Origin of the sequence: Achromobacter aloeverae, assembly GCF_004121055.1 — a bacterium.
GTDB classification, from domain to species: domain Bacteria; phylum Pseudomonadota; class Gammaproteobacteria; order Burkholderiales; family Burkholderiaceae_B; genus Bordetella_C; species Bordetella_C aloeverae.
This window is the reverse complement of the sequence record NZ_PYAL01000005.1, coordinates 452,521-476,834: the sequence shown is the minus strand read 5'-3', so window position 1 is coordinate 476,834 and position 24,314 is coordinate 452,521. Positions and strand designations below refer to the sequence as shown.

At 67.8% G+C, this 24,314-nt stretch carries 20 protein-coding genes; 10 read left to right on the top strand and 10 right to left on the bottom strand.

The window, feature by feature from the left end; translation table 11 throughout:
- Nucleotides 1–95: 95 nt before the first annotated feature.
- From C7R54_RS18915 to apaG, 3 genes are all read right to left on the bottom strand, one after another.
- A complete protein-coding gene (locus tag C7R54_RS18915; protein WP_129151957.1) occupies nucleotides 96–1,265 on the bottom strand; it encodes a UbiH/UbiF family hydroxylase in 1,170 nt (389 codons plus the stop codon).
- Nucleotides 1,262–2,551 (bottom strand): murein transglycosylase A, encoded by a 1,290-nt coding sequence (mltA, locus tag C7R54_RS18910; protein WP_377813937.1) that lies wholly within the window; start codon nucleotides 2,549–2,551, stop codon nucleotides 1,262–1,264. The genes C7R54_RS18915 and mltA overlap by 4 nt, the downstream gene beginning before the upstream one ends.
- A gap of 236 nt (nucleotides 2,552–2,787) precedes the next feature.
- Complete coding sequence (apaG, locus tag C7R54_RS18905; protein WP_129151956.1) at nucleotides 2,788–3,162, bottom strand: Co2+/Mg2+ efflux protein ApaG; 375 nt, start codon at nucleotides 3,160–3,162, stop codon at nucleotides 2,788–2,790.
- 173 nt (nucleotides 3,163–3,335) lie between these two features.
- Here apaG and rpe point away from each other — a divergent pair, with 173 nt between their 5' ends.
- From rpe to C7R54_RS18885, 4 genes are all read left to right on the top strand, one after another.
- Nucleotides 3,336–4,037, top strand: a complete 702-nt coding sequence (gene rpe / locus C7R54_RS18900) for a ribulose-phosphate 3-epimerase (RefSeq protein WP_129151955.1) — start codon at nucleotides 3,336–3,338, stop codon at nucleotides 4,035–4,037.
- Nucleotides 4,038–4,117: 80 nt separating this feature from the next.
- Complete coding sequence (locus C7R54_RS18895; protein WP_129151954.1) at nucleotides 4,118–4,813, top strand: phosphoglycolate phosphatase; 696 nt, start codon at nucleotides 4,118–4,120, stop codon at nucleotides 4,811–4,813.
- A 296-nt stretch (nucleotides 4,814–5,109) separates the two neighbouring features.
- Nucleotides 5,110–6,630 carry an anthranilate synthase component I gene (trpE, locus tag C7R54_RS18890; protein ID WP_129151953.1) on the top strand — a complete coding sequence of 507 codons (1,521 nt, stop codon included), beginning with the start codon at nucleotides 5,110–5,112 and terminating at the stop codon, nucleotides 6,628–6,630.
- Between the two features lie 553 nt (nucleotides 6,631–7,183).
- Nucleotides 7,184–8,275 (top strand): hypothetical protein, encoded by a 1,092-nt coding sequence (locus C7R54_RS18885; RefSeq protein ID WP_129151952.1) that lies wholly within the window; start codon nucleotides 7,184–7,186, stop codon nucleotides 8,273–8,275.
- A 70-nt stretch (nucleotides 8,276–8,345) separates the two neighbouring features.
- Here the strand turns inward: C7R54_RS18885 and C7R54_RS18880 are convergent, their stop codons facing one another.
- Nucleotides 8,346–9,440: an AbrB family transcriptional regulator gene (locus C7R54_RS18880; RefSeq protein WP_129151951.1), complete on the bottom strand. Its 1,095-nt coding sequence runs from the start codon at nucleotides 9,438–9,440 to the stop codon at nucleotides 8,346–8,348.
- Nucleotides 9,437–9,889, bottom strand: a complete 453-nt coding sequence (locus C7R54_RS18875; protein ID WP_129151950.1) for a MarR family winged helix-turn-helix transcriptional regulator — start codon at nucleotides 9,887–9,889, stop codon at nucleotides 9,437–9,439. Before C7R54_RS18875 ends, C7R54_RS18880 begins: the two co-directional genes overlap by 4 nt.
- A 235-nt stretch (nucleotides 9,890–10,124) precedes the next feature.
- Between C7R54_RS18875 and gnd the strand changes: the two genes are divergently transcribed.
- Together gnd and pgl are read left to right on the top strand one after the other, a co-directional pair.
- Entirely contained in the window at nucleotides 10,125–11,117 is a 993-nt protein-coding gene (gnd, locus tag C7R54_RS18870; RefSeq protein WP_275669696.1) for a phosphogluconate dehydrogenase (NAD(+)-dependent, decarboxylating), read from the top strand.
- Between the two features lie 143 nt (nucleotides 11,118–11,260).
- Nucleotides 11,261–12,004 (top strand): 6-phosphogluconolactonase, encoded by a 744-nt coding sequence (gene pgl / locus C7R54_RS18865; protein ID WP_129151948.1) that lies wholly within the window; start codon nucleotides 11,261–11,263, stop codon nucleotides 12,002–12,004.
- 192 nt (nucleotides 12,005–12,196) lie between these two features.
- On the opposite strand, the gene C7R54_RS18860 is transcribed toward pgl, so the two are convergent.
- The 4 genes from C7R54_RS18860 to C7R54_RS18845 all read right to left on the bottom strand — a co-directional run bounded on the left by C7R54_RS18860 (nucleotide 12,197) and on the right by C7R54_RS18845 (nucleotide 17,171).
- On the bottom strand, nucleotides 12,197–12,793 hold the full coding sequence (locus C7R54_RS18860) for a TetR/AcrR family transcriptional regulator (RefSeq protein ID WP_129151947.1): 597 nt from the start codon (nucleotides 12,791–12,793) through the stop codon (nucleotides 12,197–12,199).
- 76 nt (nucleotides 12,794–12,869) lie between these two features.
- Nucleotides 12,870–14,480 (bottom strand): TolC family protein, encoded by a 1,611-nt coding sequence (locus C7R54_RS18855; protein WP_240039594.1) that lies wholly within the window; start codon nucleotides 14,478–14,480, stop codon nucleotides 12,870–12,872.
- Between the two features lie 10 nt (nucleotides 14,481–14,490).
- On the bottom strand, nucleotides 14,491–16,089 hold the full coding sequence (locus C7R54_RS18850; protein ID WP_129151946.1) for an MDR family MFS transporter: 1,599 nt from the start codon (nucleotides 16,087–16,089) through the stop codon (nucleotides 14,491–14,493).
- Nucleotides 16,086–17,171, bottom strand: coding sequence for an HlyD family secretion protein (locus tag C7R54_RS18845; RefSeq protein WP_129151945.1), 1,086 nt, complete (start codon nucleotides 17,169–17,171; stop codon nucleotides 16,086–16,088). Before C7R54_RS18845 ends, C7R54_RS18850 begins: the two co-directional genes overlap by 4 nt.
- Nucleotides 17,172–17,688: 517 nt before the next feature.
- On the opposite strand from C7R54_RS18845, the gene C7R54_RS18840 reads away from it, so the two are divergent.
- Genes C7R54_RS18840 through trpC form a run of 3 tightly spaced genes read left to right on the top strand, consistent with a single transcriptional unit; the run spans nucleotide 17,689 to nucleotide 20,113 of the window.
- Nucleotides 17,689–18,258, top strand: a complete 570-nt coding sequence (locus C7R54_RS18840) for an anthranilate synthase component II (RefSeq protein ID WP_129151944.1) — start codon at nucleotides 17,689–17,691, stop codon at nucleotides 18,256–18,258.
- A 24-nt stretch (nucleotides 18,259–18,282) separates the two neighbouring features.
- Nucleotides 18,283–19,308 (top strand): anthranilate phosphoribosyltransferase, encoded by a 1,026-nt coding sequence (gene trpD / locus C7R54_RS18835; protein WP_129151943.1) that lies wholly within the window; start codon nucleotides 18,283–18,285, stop codon nucleotides 19,306–19,308.
- Between the two features lie 16 nt (nucleotides 19,309–19,324).
- Nucleotides 19,325–20,113 (top strand): indole-3-glycerol phosphate synthase TrpC, encoded by a 789-nt coding sequence (trpC, locus tag C7R54_RS18830; protein WP_129151942.1) that lies wholly within the window; start codon nucleotides 19,325–19,327, stop codon nucleotides 20,111–20,113.
- A 138-nt stretch (nucleotides 20,114–20,251) separates the two neighbouring features.
- Here the strand turns inward: trpC and C7R54_RS18825 are convergent, their stop codons facing one another.
- Nucleotides 20,252–22,465 (bottom strand): sigma-54-dependent Fis family transcriptional regulator, encoded by a 2,214-nt coding sequence (locus tag C7R54_RS18825; RefSeq protein ID WP_192903694.1) that lies wholly within the window; start codon nucleotides 22,463–22,465, stop codon nucleotides 20,252–20,254.
- A gap of 312 nt (nucleotides 22,466–22,777) precedes the next feature.
- Here C7R54_RS18825 and adh point away from each other — a divergent pair, with 312 nt between their 5' ends.
- The gene (gene adh / locus C7R54_RS18820; protein ID WP_129151940.1) at nucleotides 22,778–24,307 is read left to right on the top strand and encodes an aldehyde dehydrogenase; all 1,530 of its coding nucleotides are present in this window, start codon (nucleotides 22,778–22,780) and stop codon (nucleotides 24,305–24,307) included.
- The last annotated feature ends 7 nt before the right edge of the window (nucleotides 24,308–24,314 follow it).

Sequence of the window (24,314 nt, the reverse complement as noted above, 5' to 3'; positions counted from 1 at the left end):
ACCGATCCATCCAGAGGGTTCATGGGTCCAGGGATCCACGGCCCGGGCGATGGCGGCCGAGCGAGTCGGCGATATCCATGGACCACGGCTGCCGATCATAGCCCGGAGGCCTGCGCAATCAGGCGACGCTTGAGCATGGGCGTCCGGTCCACCCAGGACATGCCGGCATTGCGCAGCCAGGCCAGGGGCGTGGCGTGGCTGCCGAACAGGCGGTGCAGGCCATCGGTGGCCAGGCGCATGGCCAGCAGCGGCTCGGCCCGGGCGCGGCGATAACGCCGCAGCACCCGGATGTCGCCGGCTTCGCGGAACGATTCCCGGTCGGCCACGGCCTGCGCCAACGCCTGGGCATCTCCCAGGCCCAGGTTCAACCCCTGTCCGGCCAGCGGATGCACGCGATGCGCGGCATCGCCCACCAGGGCAACGCCCGGGGCGATCATTTGCGATTGTTCGAGGAACAGCGGAAATCCGTGTATCGGCGCGTTGACGGTCAACCGGCCCAGCCGGCCGGCGGTGGCAAGCGCCAGGTCGGCCTCCAGCCGCACGGCCTGCTCCGCCGGCGGCAATGCCTGGATGGCCCGGGCGGCGTCGCTGCGCAGCGACCAGACCAGCGAGACCTGTGGTCCGCGCGCGCTGTCCGGCAAGGGCAGCAGCGCCAGCACGCCATCTTCGCGAAACCACTGCAGGGCAGCGCCCTGATGAGGTATTTCCGCATCCAGGTGCGTGACCAGGGCGATGTCGTCATAGGGCCGCGACTGCTGCTGCAAGCCTGCTGCCTCGCGCAGGGGCGACCGGGCGCCGTCGGCGCCGATGGCCAGGCTGGCGCGCAATTGCCCGCCCTGCTCGGTCAACACCGCGCCGCCCTGGTAGCCGACGCAGCGGTCCTGGACCCACGAAATGCCCGACCAGCGGACGGCCTGCATCAGCACACGCTCGATTTCGCTGGACTCGGCGATCCAGGCCAGGCGCGGCACGGCCGCCTGCCAGGCGTCGAGCGTCACGCTGCCGTCGGCGTCGCCATGGATTTCCATGGCATCCACCGGCATGATGCGGTCGGCCGGCAGCGCGTCCCAGATGCCCAGTTCGGCCAGGAAACGCTGGCTGGCCGGGGAAATGGCGTACACCCGCGGGAAATACGGGTCGCCGGCCGCCGGCAGCGGCGCCGCCGCGGGAGCCAGGATCGCCACCGGCTGCTTGCGCCTGGCCAGGGCCAGCGCGGTCGCCAGGCCGACGATGCCGGCGCCGCAAACGAGAATTTCCTTGGTCATCGCGCCGACGGCTCCCCTGCCTGTTTGGGCCACAACACCCACATCTGGCCGCGCTGCTTCATGCGACCCGCCAGTTGTCCGGCTTCGTCGCCGTAGCCCCAGTAAAGGTCGGTGCGCGCCGCCCCGCGTATGGCCGTCCCCGTATCCTGGGCGAAGACCAGCCGGTCGAACGGCTGCTCCGACGCCGGCATGGTGGTATCCAGGAATACGGGCGTGCCCAGCGGGACAAAACTGGCGTCGACCGCGACGGACCGGCGGGGCGCCAGCGGCAGGCCATAGGCCCCGCGCGGTCCCAGTTCGGGATCCGTCACCGGCTCTTCCCGGAAGAACACCACCGCCGGATTGGCGTTGAGCATTTCCTGCACGCGGCCCGGATTACGCTGCGCCCAGGCGCGAATATTCTGCATCGACGCCTGGTCCGCCGTCATCTGGCCCTTTTCCACCAGCCAGCGGCCGATCGACATATACGGCTGGCCGTTGTGATCGGCATAGGCAAGGCGTATGGTCTTGCCCGCGTCCGGGCCGTCCGTCAGCAGGACGCGACCGGAGCCCTGCACTTGCAGGAAAAAGTTGTCCACCGGATCGTCGACGTAGACCAGCGCGGGCGGCCGGCGCGCCGGATTGGCGTCCATGGCGGCACGGGTGTCATAGGGCACCACGCGCTTGCCGTCCAGCTTGCCGCGCACCCGCTTGCCCGCGAGTTCCGGATAGATGGATCCCAGGTCTATGGTCAGCAGGTCCGCCGGCGGCGCGTACAGGGGCCATTGGTGCAGCCCGCCCTGCGTGCGCGAGCCCCGCACCAGCGGCTCGTAATAGCCGGTGACCGTATTGCTGGCCGGCTTGCCGTCGGCGCCCAGCAGGCGCCATGGTTGCAGGTAGGCCTGCAGGAAGCGCCGGACGCTTTCGGGGTCGTTCGCGGCAGGCATGCGGGCAGGGTCGATGGCGGCCGCGCAGACCGGCTGCCAGGCACGCGGCGCCGCGCGGGCGGGCACCGCCAGGCTGCCCGACGTCGGCCGCATCAGGCCTTTGCAATTGCGCAGGAACAGCGGCCAGAAGTGCGCGAGGTCGTCGTCGCGCCAACGCGGCAGGTCGGCGTAGTTGACGCGCTGGAATCGTCCGGCCAGGGCGCGCGGCGCGGTGTCCGGCAGGGCCGACAGGGGCGGCACCGTCAGGGGGCTTTCCGGCGCGATGACGGCGGGCACGCTCGGGGTTTCGGGCGTCTCGGGTTCGGACTCCAGGGTCGAGCAGCCGGCCAGCACGACGGTCGCGGCCAGGATCGCGGCCACGGGCGCATGTCTTCGCGTCGCGCGGCCGGCGTCATGGACTGTCGCGGGCGGCGTTTTCGCCCCAGGACGGCCCATGGTCAAGAAAACGTAACGGTTCATGCGGGAAAATCTTCGGGAATTCTGAGACATACGGGTAAGGTCCGGCCGGAATGGCCACAGGGGCCGGCGGCCCATGCGGGCGGACGCCGCCGCCGGCCGGCATGATCGTCGTCATGAGGCCGGCGCGCGGGGCGCTTTCAATGCAAGGTCCGCGGCATCGCCAGCAGGAATTCGGGGATGGCCACTTCGAAGGGTATGCCGTTCTCGCCCACGCAATGATAGGTGCCGCGCATGGTGCCGACGGGCGTGGGCAGCGGACAGCCGCTGGTGTATTCGAAGGTCTCGCCCGGGGCCAGCAGGGGTTGCTGGCCGACGACGCCCAGGCCGCGCACTTCCTGCACGCGCTCGTTGCCGTCGATGATGATCCAGTGGCGGCTGATGACCTGCGCCGGGTTCTGCCCGGTATTGGTGATACGGACCGTGTAGGCGAACACATATTGCTGCTCGCCGGGGTCGGACTGGTCGGGCACGAAGCGCGGCTCGACCGTCACGGAAAGATCGTAGGGTTTCACGGGATTTCCGGCTCTCCAGGGTGGCGTGACAGCCCGCCCGGCGGAAGGACGGGAACACGCCGCGCGGCCAGGAGGCCGCCCCGCCCGCCGCGTCCGCCGCGGCAAACTGCAATAATGGCACATTATCCCCTGAATTCCCGCCGCCCTCCTTCCTTGCACGAGCGCCGCCGATCATGTCCCTGACTCCCGCCCCCCGCATCGCCCCCAGCATCCTGTCCGCCGATTTCGCCCGCCTGGGCGAAGAAGTGCGCAACGTCGTCGAGGCCGGCGCGGACTGGATCCACTTCGACGTCATGGACAACCATTACGTCCCCAACCTCACCATCGGCCCCATGGTCTGTGCCGCAATCCGTCCGCACGTCAAGGCGCCCATCGACGTGCACCTGATGGTCGAGCCGGTGGACGCGCTCATCCCGGAGTTCGCCAAGGCCGGCGCCGACATCATTTCCTTCCACCCGGAAGCCACGCGTCATATCGACCGCACGCTGTCGCTGATCCGCGACCATGGCTGCAAGGCCGGCCTGGTCTTCAATCCGGCCTCGTCGCTGGAGCACATGGACTATGTGATGGACAAGCTGGACCTGGTGCTGATCATGTCGGTCAACCCGGGCTTCGGCGGCCAGAGCTTCATCGACAACGCCCTGGTCAAGCTGCGCCAGGCGCGCGCGCGCATCGACCGCTGGACCGAAGCCGGCGGCCATCACATCGCGCTGGAGGTCGACGGCGGCGTAAAAGTGGAGAACATCGCGCAGATCCATGCGGCCGGCGCCGATACCTTCGTCGCCGGATCGGCGATCTTCGGCAAGCCCGACTACAAGGCGGTCATCGACGCCATGCGCCAGGAACTGGCGCGCGCCAAGACGCTGCCCGCCTGATCCCGCAATCCCATCCACGACGGCCGCCGCCGCGGTCCTTACGCCTTCTCTTACGCCTTCTTGTGCAGGAACCCACGCTCATGACCTCCTTCCGCGCCGCCCTGCTGGATCTCGACGGGACCCTGCTCGACTCCATTCCCGACCTGGCGATGGCCGCCAACGCCATGCGCGTGGAGCTGGGCATGGACGTGCTGCGCGAGGACGTCATCGCAACCTTCGTCGGCAAGGGCGTGGATAACCTGGTGCGCCGCACGCTGGCCGCCTCGCTGGAAGGCGATGCGTGCGACGAAGCGCTGTTCCAGCGAGGCCGGGAGTCCTTCTACCGCCACTACCATCTGGTCAACGGCGACAAGGCCGTGGTGTTCGACGGCGTCCTGGACGGCCTGAAAGCAATGCGCGACCTGGGCCTGAAGCTGGCCGTCGTCACCAACAAGCCCACCGAATTCACGCTGCCCCTGCTGCAACGCACCGGCCTGGCCGGTTTTTTCCAGGCGGTGGTCTGCGGCGACACCTGCGAACGCAAGAAGCCCGACCCGCAGCCCGTGTTGCACGCCTGCACCCTGCTGGACGTGCCGCCGGCGCGCGCCGTCACCATCGGCGACTCCCTGAACGACACCCAGGCGGGCCGCGGCGCGGGCACGCGGGTGCTGGTGGTGCCTTACGGCTACAACGAGGGGGTGGACGTGCGTACGCTGGAAGTCGATGGTATAGTTGCCTCGCTGGTCGACGCCGCCGACTGGATCGCGCGCGATGGCGCCATCCCGAAAACGGCTTGAAGACTGCCTGGCTTGAAGACTGCCTTTGAAGACTGCCTTCTCGCAAGCAATCCCCACGCAGCCCCCACACCGCAAACGTCAACGATCATGATCGCCCTGACCCTGTCGCAACCCGCTCGCGCCACCTGGCGCTGGTGGCGTTTGTCTTCCGGGTGGCGATGACCGACGCGCCGCGCTGAACGTATCCGTACACGGCGCCGCACACAGCAGGACAATCCCCAAGCCCGGAACCATATGATGGCCGGGCTTTTTGCTGTTTACACCCGGCTGGCAACGAACCCCCACCCGAGACCGACATGACCGAACTGGAATTCAAAGCGCTGGCCAAGGAAGGCTATAACCGCATCCCCCTGGTGGCAGAGACCTACGCCGACCTGGACACCCCGCTCGCGATCTACCTGAAACTGGCCCACGCCGGCCCGCAAGGCGGCCGCATGAGCTGCCTGATGGAATCGGTGGTCGGCGGCGAACGCTTCGGCCGCTATTCCTTCATCGGCCTGCCCGCCAGCACCGTGATCCGCGCCCGCGGCACGCTGACCGAAGTCCTGCGCGACGGCCAGGTGGTGGAGACGCACGAAGGCGATCCGCTGGCCTTCATCGAGCAATACCAGGCCCGCTTCAAGGTGGCGCTGCGCCCGGGGATGCCCCGCTTCGCCGGCGGCCTGGCCGGCTATTTCGGCTATGACACGGTGCGCCACATCGAGCCGCGCCTGGGTCCGGCGGTCAAGCCCTTTCCCGCCGGCATGGACGAAGGCACGCCGGACATCATGCTGCTGCACGTCGACGAACTGGTCATCGTCGACAACCTGGCCGGCCGCATCTACCTGATGGTCTACGCCGATCCCCGCCAGCCCGAGGCCTACGGACGAGCCCAGCAACGCCTGCGCGAACTGCGCGCCAAGCTGCGCAAGCCCGTGGAAATTCCCTATAGCCACGCCAGCATGCAGACCGAGGAGCGGCGCGACTTCAAGAAGGAAGACTACCTGGCCGCCGTACGGCGCGCCAAGGAGTACATCGCCGCGGGCGACCTGATGCAGGTGCAGGTGGGACAGGTCATCGCCAAGCCCTTCCGCGACGCCCCGCTGTCGCTCTATCGGGCGCTGCGCTCGTTGAATCCGTCACCGTACATGTACTTCTGGAACTTCGGCGACTTCCAGGTGGTGGGCTCCTCGCCCGAGATCCTGGTACGGCAGGAGCGCGTGATCGACCAGGGCGCCGAGAAGTCGCAGATCACCATCCGTCCGCTGGCCGGCACGCGCAAGCGCGGCGGCACGCCCGAGGAGGATGCCGCCCTGGCCGCGGAACTGCGCGCCGACCCCAAGGAAATCGCCGAACACGTGATGCTGATCGACCTGGCGCGCAACGACGTCGGCCGTGTCGCCGAAGTGGGCTCGGTCAAGGTGACCGACACCATGGCCATCGAACGCTACTCTCACGTCATGCACCTGGTTTCCAACGTGGCCGGCAACCTGAGCCCCGACATGACCAGCATGGACGTCCTGCGCGCGGCCTTCCCCGCCGGCACGCTGACCGGCGCGCCCAAGGTACGCGCCATGGAACTGATCGATGAACTGGAGCCCGTGCGCCGCGGCATCTATGGCGGCGCGGCGGGCTACCTGAGCTACGGCGGCGAAATGGACGTGGCCATCGCCATCCGAACGGGCGTGATCAAGAATGGCACGCTGTATGTGCAGGCAGCCGCCGGCATCGTCGCCGACTCCAGCCCGGAAGCGGAATGGGCCGAGACCGAGGCCAAGGCGCGCGCCGTCCTGCGCGCGGCCGAGCAGGTGCAGAACGGATTGGACGAACCGATCTAAGGCATGATCGGCACGCCATGCCGGCTTTAAGGGGCAAGCGTCAACGCGGCGTCAAGCGGCGTTGCGCGCGGGCAGCGAACCTATCGGCTTGGGTGGTTACTCATCAGCGCAATCGGCCAGGCCGGGTCTTGCGGCCCGGCCTGGCGCTCAACTCGTTGAAACGTGCAAGCGTTGAAACGCTGAAAGTGAGTCCGCCATCATGCTCTTGTCCTCGCCCCCGCTCTCTCCTCTCTCTTCCATCCCTTCCCTTGGACCAAGCCTGCTCAACGTTGCATCGGACCTGTCCCGGCTCCGCGGGCTGCTGAAGTCCGACAGCACGGCGCTGACCGTCACGGCCAGGCACGGTAGGCGCAGGGCGTTGTTTCGCACCAACGAGGGTCCCCTGGCGTCCAGGGTTCGCGAACCGCGCGTCCTGAGGGTCGACCCGCACCCGGCACAACGCGCCGCGCCTTGCGGCGCGAGGCCGGCATCTACCCTGTCGCCCCGCCAGGATACGGAGGCCCCACAAGCCGTCCTTGCGGCATTTCCATCCTCCGACAGCCACAAGGATGCCGTGCTGGCTGCCCGCAGGGCATCGGAAGGCTCCGTAGCCTCCTCCGAGGCCTCCTCGGACGACGGCTATCACAGCGGGACTGACGAGGCACCGGCGCGCGCCACGCCGGACAGCGAGAGACGAGGCCCGGCCGCCGAGGCGGCCATGCCGGTCCGGCCGGGCACCGCGCCGCGCGGCCCGGTCACGCAAGTCGGCGCCGCCGCCCAAGCCACCCTGGCCGAACGGCTTATGCAGGAAGCGCCGGAGTCCATTCGCGTGGGGATGCTGGAGAAACCCTGGGCGAAGGCGCGCCAGCTGTACCAGGACCTGCCCAAGCTCAGCAGCCTGGAGGAGCAACACGACTACTACCGAAACGGCGGGCTGGCCGAGGAAGGAAAACCGAAAGGAGCGGGAGACGGCCCGCTACGCAGCGTCGCCACGCTCTGCCGCAATCTGGACTCCAACTACAAGGATGCGCTCGCGTCGTTCCCGGACTGGCCACGGACCTCCGCGTTCCTGACGCATTGGGGCAATGAGAGTGCATATGCGAAGCAACCCAATAGCGGGCAAGGCGACAGGGAGCAAGCCAAGATCGCGGGCGGCGATGACGGGTACGTGCAACTACGAACGGACTACATGCGGCATCTGGGCAGCCTGGAGCAAGCGCTCAAGCAGGTGCAGAAAACACAGCATGAAACCCTGCAAGTACCCGCGCTGACCACGCCGCCATCGGACGGCGAAATCTCGCCCAAACCGCTGTATGCCAGGAACGGGGCGTCACCGGCCGCGACGCTGCGAGATGGGGCGGCCCCGTCGTCGTTCATCGCCGGCCTTTGGACCCGGATCCAGCGCGGCGTGCGCGACATCCCGGCCGCCATCGCGAATCTCTTCGATCGCGTGAGTGCGAAACTCCGCGCCTGGACCATGTCGGCGCCAAGCCATGCAGCCGCGCCGGCCAGCACGCCCGTGCCGCGCGCGCCGTACCAGGCCGAAAAGCAAGAAATGAAGGAAATGACTGAACTGGCCGGAACGGGCGAATACCGGAAACTGTCCGAGGAAGGCTTCAGCGACATTCCCTTTATCGACGCGGACGACACGACCCTCGCACGATGACCGACACGATCGCGGCAGCCGGCACGCGGCTCCTGCCAGTGGCTTGAACGCGCGAACCCGCGGACGGGCTCTACGGCAACACGCCCGTGGCCGCCCGCGCACGCGTTACCCGTCCCGCGATGAACCGCGCGATCGCGGGACCGGTGAACATCACCAGCACAAAACGCAAGGTCTGCATCGCCAACACGAAGGGCATGTCCACGCCATGGCTGGTGGCCGCGATGATGGCGACCGAATCGGCGCCGCCCGGGCTGGTCGCCAGATAGGCCGTCAGCGGATCGACGCCGGCCCAGTCCACCAGTGCCAAGGCGAACAGTCCGCAGATGCCGATCAACAGGAAAGTCGATATCAGCACCTTGGGCAAGGCTCGCCACGCCACCGCCAGGATGGGCCGCGTAAAGCGCATGCCGATGTTCCAGCCGACGAAGGCATACGCCAATGCCAGCAGCCAGGGCGGGAGTTCGAGTGCCACGCCTTCCACCAGGTGCAGGGCAGTGCCCAGGGCCATGGGCAACAGCAGCGCGCCGGCCGGGATACGCAGCACGCCCCCCAGCCACGCGCCCCCCACCGCCAGGACCAGCGTGGCCAGGAAGGGCCAGGGCGAGACCGGCTCAAACCAGTCCACCACCGCCGCGGGCGGGGGCGTTTGCGGCGTACCGCCCTGCACGAACAGATGCGCCACCAGCGAAGCCACCACGGCCACGCACACCACGCGCAGGTATTGCATGAACGCGACCAGGCGCGTATCCGCGCCGTAGGACTCCGCCATCAATGTCATCGTGGAGGCCCCGCCCGGCGACGCTCCCCACACGGCGGTCGTCCCCGGAAAGACGCGCAAGCGCGCCAGCACCCACCCCAGCGCGTTGGCCGCGATGGTCACGGCGGCTACGCCGCCGAAGAACAAGGGCCATTTTTCAGCCACCGTGCCGATCACGGAAGGCGGAATGCCGCGCGCGATCATGCAGCCGATCACGCCTTGCGCCGCCACGAACAAGGGACCGGGCAAACGCACCTGCATGCCCACCACCATCGCCAGCACGGCCGCCAGCATGGGGCCCAGCATCAAGCCCGCCGGCAGGCCGGCGTGATGAAGCAGCGCGGCCAGCGTGGCGGACACGGCGATAAGCAGGCCCCAGTTGCGCACGCGGGGCAAGGTTGCTTTCATGCCTGTGCCAGCCTTTCCAGGAGTTGCACCGCCTGCGCCAGTGTCTTGCGTTCGGTCGCGTCCAGCTGCGTATGTATGGCGCCGGACAGCCAATCGACCCGCACCGCGCGGTGCGTCTTGAACCAGGCCTGGCACTTGGGCGTAAGCGACCACAGGGTTTGGCGCCCGTCGTGTGGGTCGGCCACGCCGTCCACATAGCCGCCTTCGTACAGCGCGGCCACCAGGGCGCCCATCGTTTGCGGCTTGACCCCTTCGGCGCGCGCCAGCGTACTCACCGTGGCGCACGCCAACCGTTCCAGCTGCGACACCACGCTGATCTGTGGCCAGGTCAGTTCGGCGGCGGGCGCCTCGTCACGCAGCCGCCGACGCAGGCGGCTCATGGACGTGCGCAGGTCGGCCGCGATCCGCAGCGTCTCCTGGGTGCCCGATCGGGCTGGAGGGGTATTCATGGGTGTCCTTCGAGGGCGGGTGCCTGCCATGGGGTACAGACCATGGACCCGCAATGGAATATATGAAGTTTACCTTCAAAGGTTACCTGTATAAAAGCAGCACCGACATTTCTCCGCCACCGCGCTTCAGGCCGTCCCCGTGAACGTCAGCTGGGTGTCAGTCCCGCCAGCGCGATAAAGTATCGAGAATCGGGCCAGGCGGCGGCCAGCGTCGCCTCCCCCGCTAGCTCCAGCCATGGAAGGAAGAAATATGCATATAGGATTGATCGGCCTGGGCCGGATGGGCGCCAACATCGCCCGCCGCCTGTTGCGCGGCGGCCATGCCGTGACCGGATATGACCGCGCCGAGGCCGCGGTGGCCGCCTTGCGCGCCGATGGCGGCGGCGGCGCGGCCAGCGTCGCCGAACTGGTGCAGGCCCTGCCCGCGCCTCGCGTGGTGTGGGTCATGCTGCCCGCCGGCGCCGTCACGCAAGCCACGGTCGACGAGCTGGCCGGGCTGATGCAGGCCGGCGACGTCATCATCGACGGCGGCAACACCATGTACAAGGACGACATGCGGCGCGCCCGCGACCTTGCCGGACGCGGCATCGAATATGTCGACGTCGGCACGTCCGGCGGCGTGTGGGGCCTGGAACGCGGCTACTGCATGATGATAGGCGGCGAGAAGAAAGTGGTCGATTATCTCGATCCCATCTTCGCCTGCCTGGCGCCCGGGCTGGGTGACATCCCCCGCACGCCGGGCCGCGAGGGCAGCGATCCGCGCGCCGAGCAGGGCTATATCCACGCCGGCCCCGCCGGCGCCGGGCATTTCGTGAAAATGGTGCACAACGGGATCGAGTATGGCTTGATGCAGGCCTACGCGGAAGGCTTCGACCTGCTGCGCTCCAAGGGTACGGACGCCGTTCCGGAAGACCAGCGCCTGTCGATCAACGTCGCCGACGTTGCAGAAGTATGGCGACGCGGCAGCGTGGTGTCGTCCTGGCTGCTGGACCTGACGGCGATCGCGCTGGCGCGCGATGCCGAGCTGAGCACCTTCTCCGGCGAAGTGGCCGACAGCGGCGAAGGCCGGTGGACCATCGACGCCGCGGTCGAGCAGGCCGTACCGGTGCCGGTCCTGGCCGGCGCCCTGTTCGCGCGTTTCCGCTCACGCCAGGAACACACGTATGCGGACAAGGTCCTGTCCGCCATGCGGTTCGGCTTCGGCGGTCATATTGAAAAGAAGGACTAGCATCATCGACCCTGGGCATGCCGCGTGCATGTCCGGGGCGCCGGCCCCGGCATGGCCGCGGACCGGCCTTACCTGGATGAAACCGCCACCCTGGCCCCAACCCCCAAGGACCTGTGCACAGCGTCCTCTACCTGGAGCAAGCCATGACCGGATCTTCCCGTACCCCCGCCGCCAGCGGCACCTTGCATGTCTACGCGACGCCCGCCGAATTGATCGAGGGTGCCGCCAAATGGCTGGTCGAACACATCGAGGCCAGCGAGGACCGCTACGCCCTGGCCTTGTCCGGGGGGTCCACCCCCAAGCCCCTGTATGAAAGACTCGCCCGGCCCGACCTGGCGAGCCGCATCGATTGGCAGCGCGTCCACCTCTTCTGGGGCGACGAGCGCTTCGTGCCGCACGATCATCCGGACAGCAATTACCGCATGGCGAAACAGGCGCTGATCGACCACGTGCCCATCCCGCCCGCCAACGTGCACCCCGTGCCCACCGACGGCACGCCGGAGTCGGCCGCGCAGCGCTATGCACGGACGTTGCGCGATTTCTATGGCACCGAGAAGCTGGACATCAATCGACCGCTGTTCGACGTCAACCTGCTGGGCATCGGCGACGACGGCCACACCGCGTCCCTGTTCCCCGGCGCGCCGCAGTTGCTGGAGGAAAAGGAGTGGGCGGTGGCGGTCGTCGGACAAAAATCCGAACCACGCATCACGCTGACGTATCCCGTGCTGGACAGCGCCGACACCGTCCTGTTCCTGGCACAGGGCGCGGCCAAGCGCGATCCGATCGCGCGGGCCCGGCGCCACGACGCCCGCACACCGGCGGGATTGGTCGCGCCGCGCGGGGACCTGTTGTGGTTCGTCGACAAGGCGGCCGCGCCGCCTCAATAGGTCCAATAGGTAGGCCCAATAGGTAGGTCCAGTAAGTAGGCCCAATGGGTAGGCCCGACAGGTAGGCCCAATAGGCCGGATCCGCAAGGCCTGACGGCCCGGGCATGAAGCTGGGCGCAGCATGAGGCCTGAGCCGGGCCTGGCAGCGCGTGCCAAGAGACGCTGCCTCTCAGCACATCCCCCTGCGCGCCCTCAGTTGGCCCCGTCCAGCTTGTAGCGCGCATGCAAGGCGCGGCGTGAAATATCCAGGATGGCGGCGCTGTCGGCATCTTCCACCAGGCGGGAGCTGACCAGGGCGCCCAGCAGCTCGGACTGCATGGACCGCGCCTCGCGGCTGGCATCGGCATCGGCCACGCCCATCGCCGCCAGCAGCCCCGCCAGGCGCTGCTGCCGCCGGGCCATTCCGCGTGCGAAGGCCTCGCGGGCCGGCGCGTCCAGCCGGGGCACTTCCGATCCCAGGGCCGCGACGGGACATCCGGCATCGCGCATCTCGCAGTGGCGGCCCGACAAGTAGCTGTCGATGTATGCCGCCAGCGCCTCGCGCGGCGGCTTGCCCCGCATGACTTCATCCAGGCGCGCCGCCATCTCTTCGAACATGAAATCGATGCTCTGCGCGATCAGCGCGCTCTTGGACGGGAAGTGCGCATAGAAGCCGCCGTGGGTCAGGCCGGCCTCGCCCATCACCGCGGCAACGCTGACGCCATCGGGCCCCTGCGCGCGGATGGCGCGCGCGGCGGCCGCCAACACCTTGCGGCGGCTTTCCTCTTTATGTTCGGGGCGATATCGCATGGTCTGGACCTCAATGGGATGACATACAACATATCATGAGTGCGGCCCGTGGCCGCGGCTGCGGCCGCGGCCACCCTCAGCCGCCATCGGCCAGCGCCCCTTCCCCGGACGCAACGCCGGGATCCCAGCCGCCGCCCAGGCTGCGATAGGCATCCACGGTGGCCCGGGCGCGATCGACCTCCGCCAACACCCATGCACGCCGCGCTTGCAGTTGCTCGCGCCGGCGCAAGAGGATCTCGGCCAGGCTGGCCGTCCCCTGGCCGTATGCGCGCCGGGCCGATTGCTCGGCGCGGTCATCGGCATCGGCCGCCGCCCGCAACGCGCCGGCTTGCGCATCGACCTGGGCCAGCGTCACCAGTGCATCCTCCACGTCCTCGCCGGCACGCAGCACCACCTGCCGATAAGCGGCCAATGCCTCCGCCCGTGCACCGCGGGCCTGCCGCACTTCGGCATCCACGCGGCCGAAATCGAACAAGCGCCCATGCAGGCCGGCCAGCACCGACGGCTGGAAAGCCTGGCTGGAAAATAGATTGCCATTGCCCAGCCGCTCGTAGCCCAGGAGTCCGGCCAGCGATACGTCGGGGTAGTACTGTGCCAGCGCCACGCCGATGCCGGCCGTGGCGGCCGCCAGATGGCGCTCCGCGGCCATCACATCGGGCCGGCGCCGCAGCAGCGCGGCGGGCTCCAGGCTGCCTGGCATGGCGGGCAGCGTCCATGCCAGCCGTCCCGTGACGCCGGTGTCGGTGTCGGCTTCGGTGTCGGCTTCAGTGTCGGCGACACCGAGGGCGGGTCCCTTCGCCGTGGACAAGGCCACCAGGGCGCGAATCTCCGGCTTGCGCAGGCCGGCCGCATCGGTGCCTGCATGATCGCCCACCAGCACGTCCAGGCGATTGCCCTGCTTCTCCACCTGCGCGCGCAAGGCAGGCAATAGCGCCTCGTCCTGCCGACGGCGCGCCAGCGCGTCGTCCCGTTCGCGATCCACGGCGACGCCCTGGCGCATCCGGTCCTCCATGACCGCGACATAGCGCGCATCCGCGTCCACTTGCGATTGCAGCAGCGCCAGTGCGTCTTGCGCGCCGCGCAGCAGGAAATAGGCATCGGCTGTCTCGGCAACCACGGATATCCGCACTCCCATGCTAGCCGCCTCCGCGGCCTCGGCCTGGGCGCGCAGGGCCTCGGCCCGCCGCCGCAGGCCGCCCGCGAGATCCAGTTCCCAACTGGCGCCGGCGCCCAGCGCGCGCACGGTCTGGTTGCGGTCGTACCCGGGCGACTGGCTGGCGATGGTGCCCAGGGCGCCGACGGTCGACTGCCGCTCGCGCGTCACGCTGCCGTCCACCGCGCCTTGCGGCAGCCATGCCGTGGAGGCTACGCCGGCCGCGGCCCGCGCCTGCGCCACGCGGGCCTGCGCGGCGGCCAGGTCGAGGTTCTGTCCCAATGCGCGCTGGACCAGGCCCGCCAGCACGGGATCGTGGAATCCCGCCCACCACTGCGCCAGGTCCTCGGCCGGTACGCGGTCGCGCGCGAGCGACGCGGTGTCGGCCCGGTAGCGGCCCGGCATGGCGGTATCGGGCCGGATGTAGTCCGGTCCCACCATGCAGCCGGCCAGGAGCGAGGCGCCGATAAGCGCGACCACCATCGCGCGCATATGCCGCGCGCGCCCATCATTGCACTTGTTTCGTTTATTCAAGGCATCCATCTCAATGTCCCGTATCAGTACCGGCCGGGCGCGCGCCGACCTTGCGCAGCATGGGCGCAAGCAGGACGGCAAGGGCAAAGGCGGTGGCGATGACGATGAAGGCGTCCGCGTAGGCCATGGTCGACGCTTCGCGATAGGCCAGCGCGCGCAGCTGCGCCAGGGCCGCGGCCTGCGCATGGGCCGCGTCGCCCAGGACCTGGCCATAACGGGCCTGCGTGCCATCCAATAGCGATTGCATCGCCGCGTTGGCGCTGTTGAACGCCGTGGCGATGCGGTCGAAATGCAGGTTGGTGCGGTTGTTCAATATCGCGCCGCACAGGGCGATGCCGACGGCGCCGCCCAGGTTGCGCATCATGTTGAACAGCCCGCTGGCGTACTTGAGGCGCGCCATGGCCAGGCTGCCCAATCCCAGCGTCACGGCGGGCGCCACCGCGAACACCTGCGGAAAGCCGCGGATGATTTGCGGCCAGAACAACTGGTCGCCGTCCCAGTCCGACGTGATGCGGCTGAAGCTCAGCATGGACAGGCCGAACATGGCCAGTCCCGCGGTCATCAGCAATCGCGCGTCGACGCGGCGCGCCAGCGCCACGTATACCGGTACTCCCAGCAGGGCGCCGAGTCCCGTCGCGCAGACGATGCTCCCCGTCTGCAAGGCGGACAAGCCTCTTACGTAGCCGAGGAAGAGGGGCAACAGGTAGATGGTGCTGAAGATGCCCATGCCGGTGATGAAGGACAGGATGCAGCCTATCAGGAAGTTGCGGTTGCCCAGCGCGCGCAGGTCCACCACGGGCCGTGGAAACACCAGGCTGCGCCAGACGAACAGCACGCCTCCCGCCCCGGCTATCCATGCCGCGCGACGTATCCCGGCATCGTCGAACCAGTTCCAGCGCGAGCCCTCTTCCAGCACGTATTCCAGAAATCCCAGGAAGACCGCCAGCAATGCGATGCCGGGATAGTCGGCGCCCTTTAGCAGGGATAAATCGGGCTCGTCGATGTCGACCAGGGAGGCCGTGCTCAATGCCACCAGCAGGCCGGGCGCCAGATTGATGTAGAAGATCCAGCGCCAGGACAGGGTGTCCGTGATCCAGCCGCCGATCACCGGCCCCAACGCCGGCGCCACGGACGCGATCGTCGCCACGGTGGCCGCCGCGAGGGGCTGGCGCTTGCCGGGAAAGTAGTGGAAGGTGGACGTGAAGACCGTCGGTATCATCGATGCGCCGATCAAGCCCTGCAGCGCACGGAACACGATCATGCTCTCGATGTTCCAGGCCAGCCCGCACAGCAGGCTGGCCACCGTGAAACCCAGCGCGGAAACCGAGAACAGCCAGCGCGTGGAGAACACGCGCGTCAGCCATCCCGACATCGGGATCACGATGATCTCGGCGATCAGGTAGGCCGTTTGCAGCCAGCCGATCTGGTCCTGTCCCGCCGACAGGCCGCCACCGATATCCTGCAGCGACGCGGCGACGATCTGGATGTCCAGCAGCGCCACGAACATGCCCATGCACATGATCGCGAAGGGCAGCACCGGCGGATGCGGGGGAGCCCCCGCACTCGACGGCGCCGCCCCGCCCGATACGCCTGTGGCAGCGGCGTTCATGGCCGGGCATCCCGGATGTCGACCGTGGCGGTCACCGACAGCCCCGCCCGCAACGGCCCTACCGATGCCAGCGCCTGGTCCAGCACGATACGCACGGGGACGCGCTGCACGATCTTGGTGAAGTTGCCTGTCGCGTTCTGCGCCGGAATGACGCTGAAGATGGCGCCCGTGGCCGGCGCCACGCTTTGTACGCGGCCTGTGACGCGCAGGCCGCTATCGACGTCGACGGCGATGCGTACGGGCTGGCCGGGCCGCATGTCGCGGATCTGGTCTTCCTTGAAATTGGCATCCACCCACAGCCCTTGCGCCGGCACCAGCGACATCAGCTGGGTGCCCGCGGCGACGAACGTGCCTGGATGGGCCGAGCGGTTGCCCACGTATCCATCGATCGGCGCGATCAGCGTCGTGTAGCCCACGTTCAGGCTGGCCGCGCGCAGGCTGGCATCGGCCTGCTCGACGCGCGCACGCGCCTCGCCCGCCTGCGCCGCCACCACGGCCGCCTCGTGCTGGCGCGCACTGACGGCGGCCTGCGCCGCCCGCAAGCGAGCCCGCGCCTGCGTCAAGGTGGTCCGTGCGCGCTGGGCGTCTTGCTGGGTCCCCGAATGCGTATCGGCCAGGTTGGCGTAGCGGCGGTCGTCCCGCTCGGCCAGGTCGATGGCGGCCTGTTCCACCGCGGCCTGGGCCTGGGCCTGGTCGATATCGGCCCGCGCCAGGTCCGCCTGCGCCGCCAGGCGAGACAACGCGGCGCGCGCGGCATCGGCTTCGGCGCGGGCGGCGTCCAGGCGCGCCTGGAAGTCGGCGGGATCCAGTTCCAGCAAGGGCTGGCCCGCATGGACGAACGCGTTGTCCTCCACCAGGATGCGCGCGACGTAGCCCGACACACGGGGTGAGATCACCGTGACATTGCCGCCCACATAGGCATCGTCGGTGGACTCCTGGAACCGTCCTTCCAATCCCCAATAGGCCCCGCCCGCGATCGCGGCGACACACGCCGCCATGAGCAGGACCAGGGGCAGCCGCCGCCGCTTGCGGACGACCTCGGGTGCGGCCGGCCCGTCGCCGGCAGCCTGACTGTTCTGCATGGAAAAGCACTCCGGTTGCATGGCGGGCAGGACGCCCCGCCATTAGATGATGATCATCATACTATTTAATATGATGGACATCATCTAATAAATGCGCAGTCGACAGGCGCGCGCGACTTGCGATACACTCGACGGCGTTTGACTGGCTGCACACAGTGCGCGGCGGTCAGGCAACCCGCAAGCGGAATCGCTCCCGCATCCAATTCCGGTACTTTCATCCGTGATGACTTACGCAACGCTCAACACTCAGTGGTGGCGCTTCTTTTAAGAAGCGGCACGTTGTTGCGTATGTAGATCGCACCTTGCCGCCGTACCGGCAGCAAGGTCCCATCCAGACGGCTATCCGGCACGGCGGCTCCAAGAATCCAGGAGATTGCCCGATGCCTCACCGCCTTACCCATCCCTCCCCGCCAGCCGCCGGCCCGGCCCGCGCCAGCCATGCGTGCGCCATGCAGCCCGCCCTGCCCTGCTTTTTCTCCCTTTTCCCCGCTACGCGCTCCCGCTCCAGAGGTTGACTATGTCCCGGCTGCTCATGCTCGACAATTACGACTCCTTTACCTACAACCTCGTGCAGTACTTCGGTGAATTGGGCGAGGACGTCAAGGTGGCCCGCAACGACCAGATCACGCTGGAAGAGATCCACGCCATGAAGCCGGACCGCATCTGCGTCTCGCCCGGCCCCTGCTCGCCGAACGAAGCCGGCATCTCCGTGGCGCTGATCAAGGAATTCGCCGGCAAGCTGCCCATCCTGGGCGTATGCCTGGGCCACCAGGCCATCGGCACCGCGTTTGGCGGCGACATCGTGCGCGCCCCGCACATCATGCATGGCAAGACCGTGCGCATCACGCATACGGGCACGGACATCTTCACGGGCCTGCCCTCGCCCTATACGGTGATCCGCTACAACTCCCTGACCATAGACCCCGCCACGCTGCCGGACTGCCTGCAAGTGACCGCCACGGCTGAGGATGGCGACATCATGGGCGTGCGTCATAAAACACTGCCGATTTACGGAGTACAGTTCCACCCGGAATCGGTGCTGAGCGAGCATGGCCACGCCCTCATGCGCAACTTCCTGAATATCTGACGATAAGCCGCAAAGGCATAGACCATGACCATCTCTCCCACCGAAGCACTGACCCGCTGCATCGAACACCGTGAAATCTTTCACGACGAAATGCTTCACCTGATGCGCCTGCTGATGCGCGGTGAAATGTCGCCGCAGATCGCCAGCGCGCTATTGATGGGGCTGCGCGTCAAGAAGGAAACCATAGGCGAGATCACCGCCGCCGCCCAGGTCATGCGCGAGTTCGCCACGCCGGTGGAAACGCCCTATCCGGAACGGCTGCTGGACATGTGCGGCACCGGCGGCGATGGCAGCCACACCTTCAATATCTCGACCACGGCCATGTTCGTGGCCGCCGCGGCCGGCGTGAAGATCGCCAAGCATGGCAACCGCAGCGCATCGTCCTCCTCCGGCAGCGCCGACGTCCTGGAAGCCCTGGGGGCCAACCTGCAATTGACGCCCGCGCAAGTGGCGGAATGCATCGAGGCCACCGGCATCGGCTTCATGTTCGCGCCTGCCCATCACGGCGCCATGAAGAACGTCGCGGCGGTGCGCAAGGAACTGGGCGTGCGAACCATTTTCAATATTCTGGGTCCATTGACCAACCCCGCCGGGGCGGCGAACCAGTTGATGGGCGTGTTCCATCCGGACCTGGTCGGCATCCAGGTGCGTGTGCTGGAGCGGCTCGGCTCCCGCCACGTGCTGGTGGTGCATGGCAAGGACGGCATGGACGAGGCTTCGCTGGGCGCCGCCACGATGATAGGCGAGCTCAAGGATGGCGTGGTCAGCGAGTATGAGATCCATCCCGAGGACTACGGGCTATCCATGATGTCCAATCGCGGCATCAAGGTGTCCAATCGGGAGGAATCGCGCGAGCTGATCGTCGAGGCCTTGTCCGGCAAGGCCGGGCCCGCGCGCGACATCGTCGCATTGAACGCAGGCCTGGCGATCTACGCCGGGAATGGCGCGCCTTCCATCGACGCGGGTTTGAAGCTCGCTTTTGAAACCATTGCTAACGGCGCTGCCCGGGACAAGTTGGAACAATTCTGCGCCTACACCCGGAAGGTATGAACGGGAAAACATTGAAATGAACGACATTCTTGCGAAGATCCTCGCCGTCAAGGCCGAGGAAGTCGCCACCGCGCGCCAGCTGCGCAGCGAAGCGGAACTGCTGCGCGAAGCGCAAGCCCGCCAGGACGTGCGCGGTTTCGCGCAAGCCATCGAAGACAAGATCGCCGCCGGCAAGCCCGGTGTCATTGCCGAAATCAAGAAAGCCTCGCCCTCGCGCGGCGTATTGCGGGAAAACTTCAACCCTGCCGAAATCGCGGCGTCGTACGCGATGCATGGCGCCGCCTGCCTGTCGGTGCTGACCGACGTGCAGTTCTTCCAGGGCTCGCACGACCATCTGCGCCAAGCCCGCGCGGCGTGCCCGCTGCCGGTCCTGCGCAAGGACTTCGTCATCGATCCCTACCAGATCATCAATGCGCGCGCGCTGGGCGCGGACTGCGTATTGCTGATCGCGGCCGCGCTGACGCCGTCCCAGCTCAAGGACATGGAAGCGTGCGCGATGGAGCTGGGCATGGACGTGCTGGTGGAAGTGCATGACGCCCAGGAACTGGATGTGGCGTTGGGCATGCGCACGCCGCTGCTGGGCATCAACAACCGCAACCTGCGCACGTTCGAAACGTCGCTGCGCAACACGCTCGACCTTCTTCCCCGCATACCCGCGGGCCGCCGCGTCGTCACGGAAAGCGGCATCCTCAAGCCCGAGGATGTCCAGCTGATGCGCGGCAAGGGCGTCGATGCCTTCCTGGTGGGCGAAGCCTTCATGCGCGCGCCGGATCCGGGCGCGGAACTGGCGCGCCTGATCGCCTGACGAAGGCGCGGGCCCGTGGCAATCGGCGTCGATCACATGGCGTCGATCACATTGGATCGGTCACAGGCGTGCAGCACACGGCGCCGATGACACCGAGGATATGCGGCGGCGATCATGCCGCCGCGCCAGGCGGTGCGTTCAGTCCGCGCCGCTCTTGACCCGGCGGTACAAGGTGCTGCGGTGCACGCCCAGGCGGCGCGCCGCCTGGCTGACATTCCCGTCGCAGGCCTGCAAGGCAGTACGGATGGCCGCGTCGGTCATGCCTTGCAGCGTCCCGGCGACGGCCTCCGCGCCCAATACCGGCAAGGCGCCGCGGATATCGGCCGACAGCATATCCACCCGCACGTCTTCGTCACCCGCCAGAACGCGCAGCGTACGCAGGGTCGTCGACAACTGGCGAAAATTTCCCGGCCAGGCGTAATCGGACAGCAGACGCACCACGTCGGCCGACAAGCGCGGACCGCCATCACCACACGCCGCTTGCCATAGTGCACGCACGATCGAGGCGCGGTCCGCATGCTCGCGCAAGGCGGGCAGGCGCACCGTATATTCGGCAATGCGAAAATACAGGTCGCTGCGCACCGGCCCGCTCACTGCCACGGGCGGCGCTCCGGTCGCGCCCACGCGGCCGGTCGGCGCCACGCCACCCGACCCCGCCGCGCCGAGACCGCCGCCGTCGACCACCGCGCCACGCCCGATGCCGATGTCCAGCGCCTGGTGCGTGGCGCATATCAAAGCAAAATCCACCGGAACCGCGCGGCCGCCGCCCAGCGGCGTGACTTCGCGCGCCTGCAACACGCGCAGCAGGCGCGCTTGCAAAGTCAGGGGCATGTCGCCGATCTCATCGAGGAAGAGCACGCCGCCCTGGGCTTGGCGCAGCAAACCCTTGCTGCCCTGCCGGCGAGCGCCCGTGAAAGCGCCATCCTCATAGCCAAACAATTCCGATTCGATCAGGGTTTCAGGCAGGGCGGCGCAATTGACCGCGACGAAGGGGCCGCCGGCGCGCGCGCTGCGCTGGTGCATCTGGCGCGCGAAGACTTCCTTGCCCACGCCCGTTTCGCCTTGCAGCAGCACCGCGACGCCGGCGTCCAGCAGCCGCACGGTGCGGCCCAGTTCGCCCAGGGTGACGGGATCGAACCAATAGGATGCGGACGAGGCGGGCGACATGGCGCCGGCGTCCGGCATCCTGGCACCGCGCGCGGCCGTGGGCCGGCCAGGCCGGCTGCGTGCGGCATCGTCCTGCCCGCGCGATCCCCGCGCGCGGCGGTCTTGCGCGGGGACGTCGGACATGGGCAGATCCTGCGCGGGATGGTCAGGGTCTCGGGTGACCGGCGCCGCGGGAGGAACCCGTGGCACCGGCGCCACCGGCCGCACGGGCGGATCGGACCGCACCGGGCTGATAGGAGGAATGCCGCCTATCCCTATGACCTTCAGCTTGCCACGCCGCCCGCCCTGCTCGTCCCCGGGCCAGCGCACGGACACGTGCAGCATCCGTCCGTCCTGCCGGTGCAAGCGTCCGGCGGCCGCGGCCTGGCCGGGCGTGCCCGCGAAAAGATCGTCATACCGGAATACGCCCAGGCCCGCGCGGTCGATGCCCAGCAGGGAACACGCATGGCGATTCGCGGCGACCAGTACGTCGCCATCGAAAGCCAGCATGGCCGCGGCATCCTGCGCCAGCCCGCCCGGCTGTTCATGCAGGCGCAACAGCATGCATGACGATGCCAGGTCCTCGAACAATCCACGCTCCACCCGGTCGATGGCGGCTCGCAGGCTGTCGCCCGCGCCGCGCCAGCGCCCGTCCGCATGGCAGGTCAGATCCAGCAGGCCCAGGGTGCGGCCCGTGGGATCCAGGATGGGCATGGCCGCGCAGGTGAGCACGCGATTGGGCTCGAAATAGTGCTCGGCGCCCTGCACGACGATGGCATGGCGCTCCACCAGGGCCGTGCCGATGGCGTTGGTCCCCGCCGCCGCTTCGCTCCAGGACGCGCCGGGTGCCAGCGCCAGCCGGCTGGCGCGGTCGAGGAAGTCGGCGCTGCCGCCGCTGTCCAGGACCAGGCCGGCGGCATCGGTCAACACCACCAGCCCGCCGGCATCCCGCGCCCGCTGCTTCATTTCCGCCATGACCGGTGCGCACAGCCGCCGGAGGGCCGCATGGCGATCCAGTTCCTCGCGCAGCTCGCCCTGCGTCAACAGTTCGGGCAGACGGACATCGCGCATATCCTGGCCGGACTCGGCGCAACGGCGCCAGGAGCGCAGGATGGGGTCGGCCAGCACCCGATCCGGCACGACGCCCTTCTGCCGGAACAAGCGCCGCGCCGCGCTGAGCGCGGCCTGATGGGATGGTAGGGACATGATGGTCTCCGGTAGGCGTTCTGCGACACCTGTCGCCGTCCACTGTCGCAAAACGCGACAAGACGGTCCGGCTCGCGCTAGCGGCCGGCGACTACGGCGTACTTTCGCACGTGCCCAGGGCCTTGTCCACGCGCGTAACGTTCCCATACGGTTGCTCCTCAGGGTTGTCGCCATGTACTTGTTCTCATACGGCACCCATGCCGGGGCCGGATGTTCGGACTGCATGGCGGCGCCACTTGGCATGCATATTGCAAGAGAACAGATAGGCCCGAGCAGGGCCACCCCCGCCAGGATGACTGACAAGGAGACAACATGGACACCGCAACCCGTGTCGCGCCGGATGCCTACGGCACGCCCGTCAATTTCAAAAAGCAATATGACAACTTCATCGGCGGCCGCTGGGTCGCGCCCGCCGAAGGACAGTATTTCGACAACCTGACGCCGATCACCGGGCAGGTACTCACGCGCAGCGCGCGTTCGACCGCGCGGGACATCGAACTGGCGCTGGATGCGGCGCACAAGGCCGCGCCGGCCTGGGGCAAGACGTCGGTGGCCGAACGTGCCCGCATGCTGACCCGCATCGCCGACATCATGGAAGCCAACCTGGAACTGCTGGCGACGGCGGAAACCTGGGACAACGGCAAGCCCATACGCGAAACGCGCGCCGCCGACCTGCCCCTGGCGGTCGACCACTTCCGCTACTACGCCGCGGCCATCCGTTCGCAGGAGGGCGGGCTGTCGGAAATCGACGCCGATACCGTGGCCTATCACTTCAAGGAACCGCTGGGCGTAGTCGGGCAGATCATCCCGTGGAACTTTCCCATCCTGATGGCGGCCTGGAAACTGGCGCCCGCCTTGGCCGCCGGCAACTGCGTGGTGCTCAAGCCGGCCGAGCAGACGCCCACCGGCATCATGGTGCTGGCCGAGCTCATTGCCGACGTCCTGCCGCCGGGCGTGCTCAACATCGTCACCGGCTTCGGCCTGGAGGCAGGCAAGCCGCTGGCGTCGAACAAGCGCATCGCCAAGATCGCCTTCACCGGGGAAACCACCACCGGCCGGCTGATCATGCAATACGCCTCGCAAAACCTGATTCCCGTGACGCTGGAACTGGGCGGCAAGTCGCCCAACATCTTCTTCGCTGACGTCGCCGCGCAGGACGACGACTTCTTCGACAAGGCCATCGAAGGCTTCGTCATGTTTGCGCTGAACCAGGGCGAGGTCTGCACCTGCCCCAGCCGCGCGTTGGTACAGGAATCGATCTACGACCGCTTCATGGAGCGTGCTCTCCAGCGCGTGGCCGCGATCAAGCAGGGCAATCCGCTGGACGGCGACACCATGATAGGTGCGCAGGCCTCCAGCGAACAGTTGGAGAAAATCCTGTCCTACCTGGACATCGGCAAGCAGGAAGGCGCCAAGGTCCTGGCCGGGGGCGAGCGCGCGCGACTGCAGGGTGAGCTGAAAGAGGGCTATTACGTGCAGCCCACCGTGTTCGAGGGAAAGAACAACATGCGCGTGTTCCAGGAGGAAATCTTCGGGCCGGTGGTGGCGGTGACCACGTTCAAGGACGCCGACGATGCGCTGGCCATCGCCAACGACACGCTATATGGCCTGGGCGCGGGCGTCTGGTCGCGCGACGGCAATACCGCCTACCGCATGGGTCGCGCCATCCAGGCGGGCCGCGTATGGACCAACTGCTATCACGCCTATCCGGCGCACGCGGCGTTCGGCGGCTACAAGCAATCGGGCATCGGACGGGAGACGCACAAGATGATGCTGGATCATTATCAACAGACCAAGAACCTGCTGGTCAGCTACAGCCCGAAGAAACTGGGCTTTTTCTGAAGCAGGG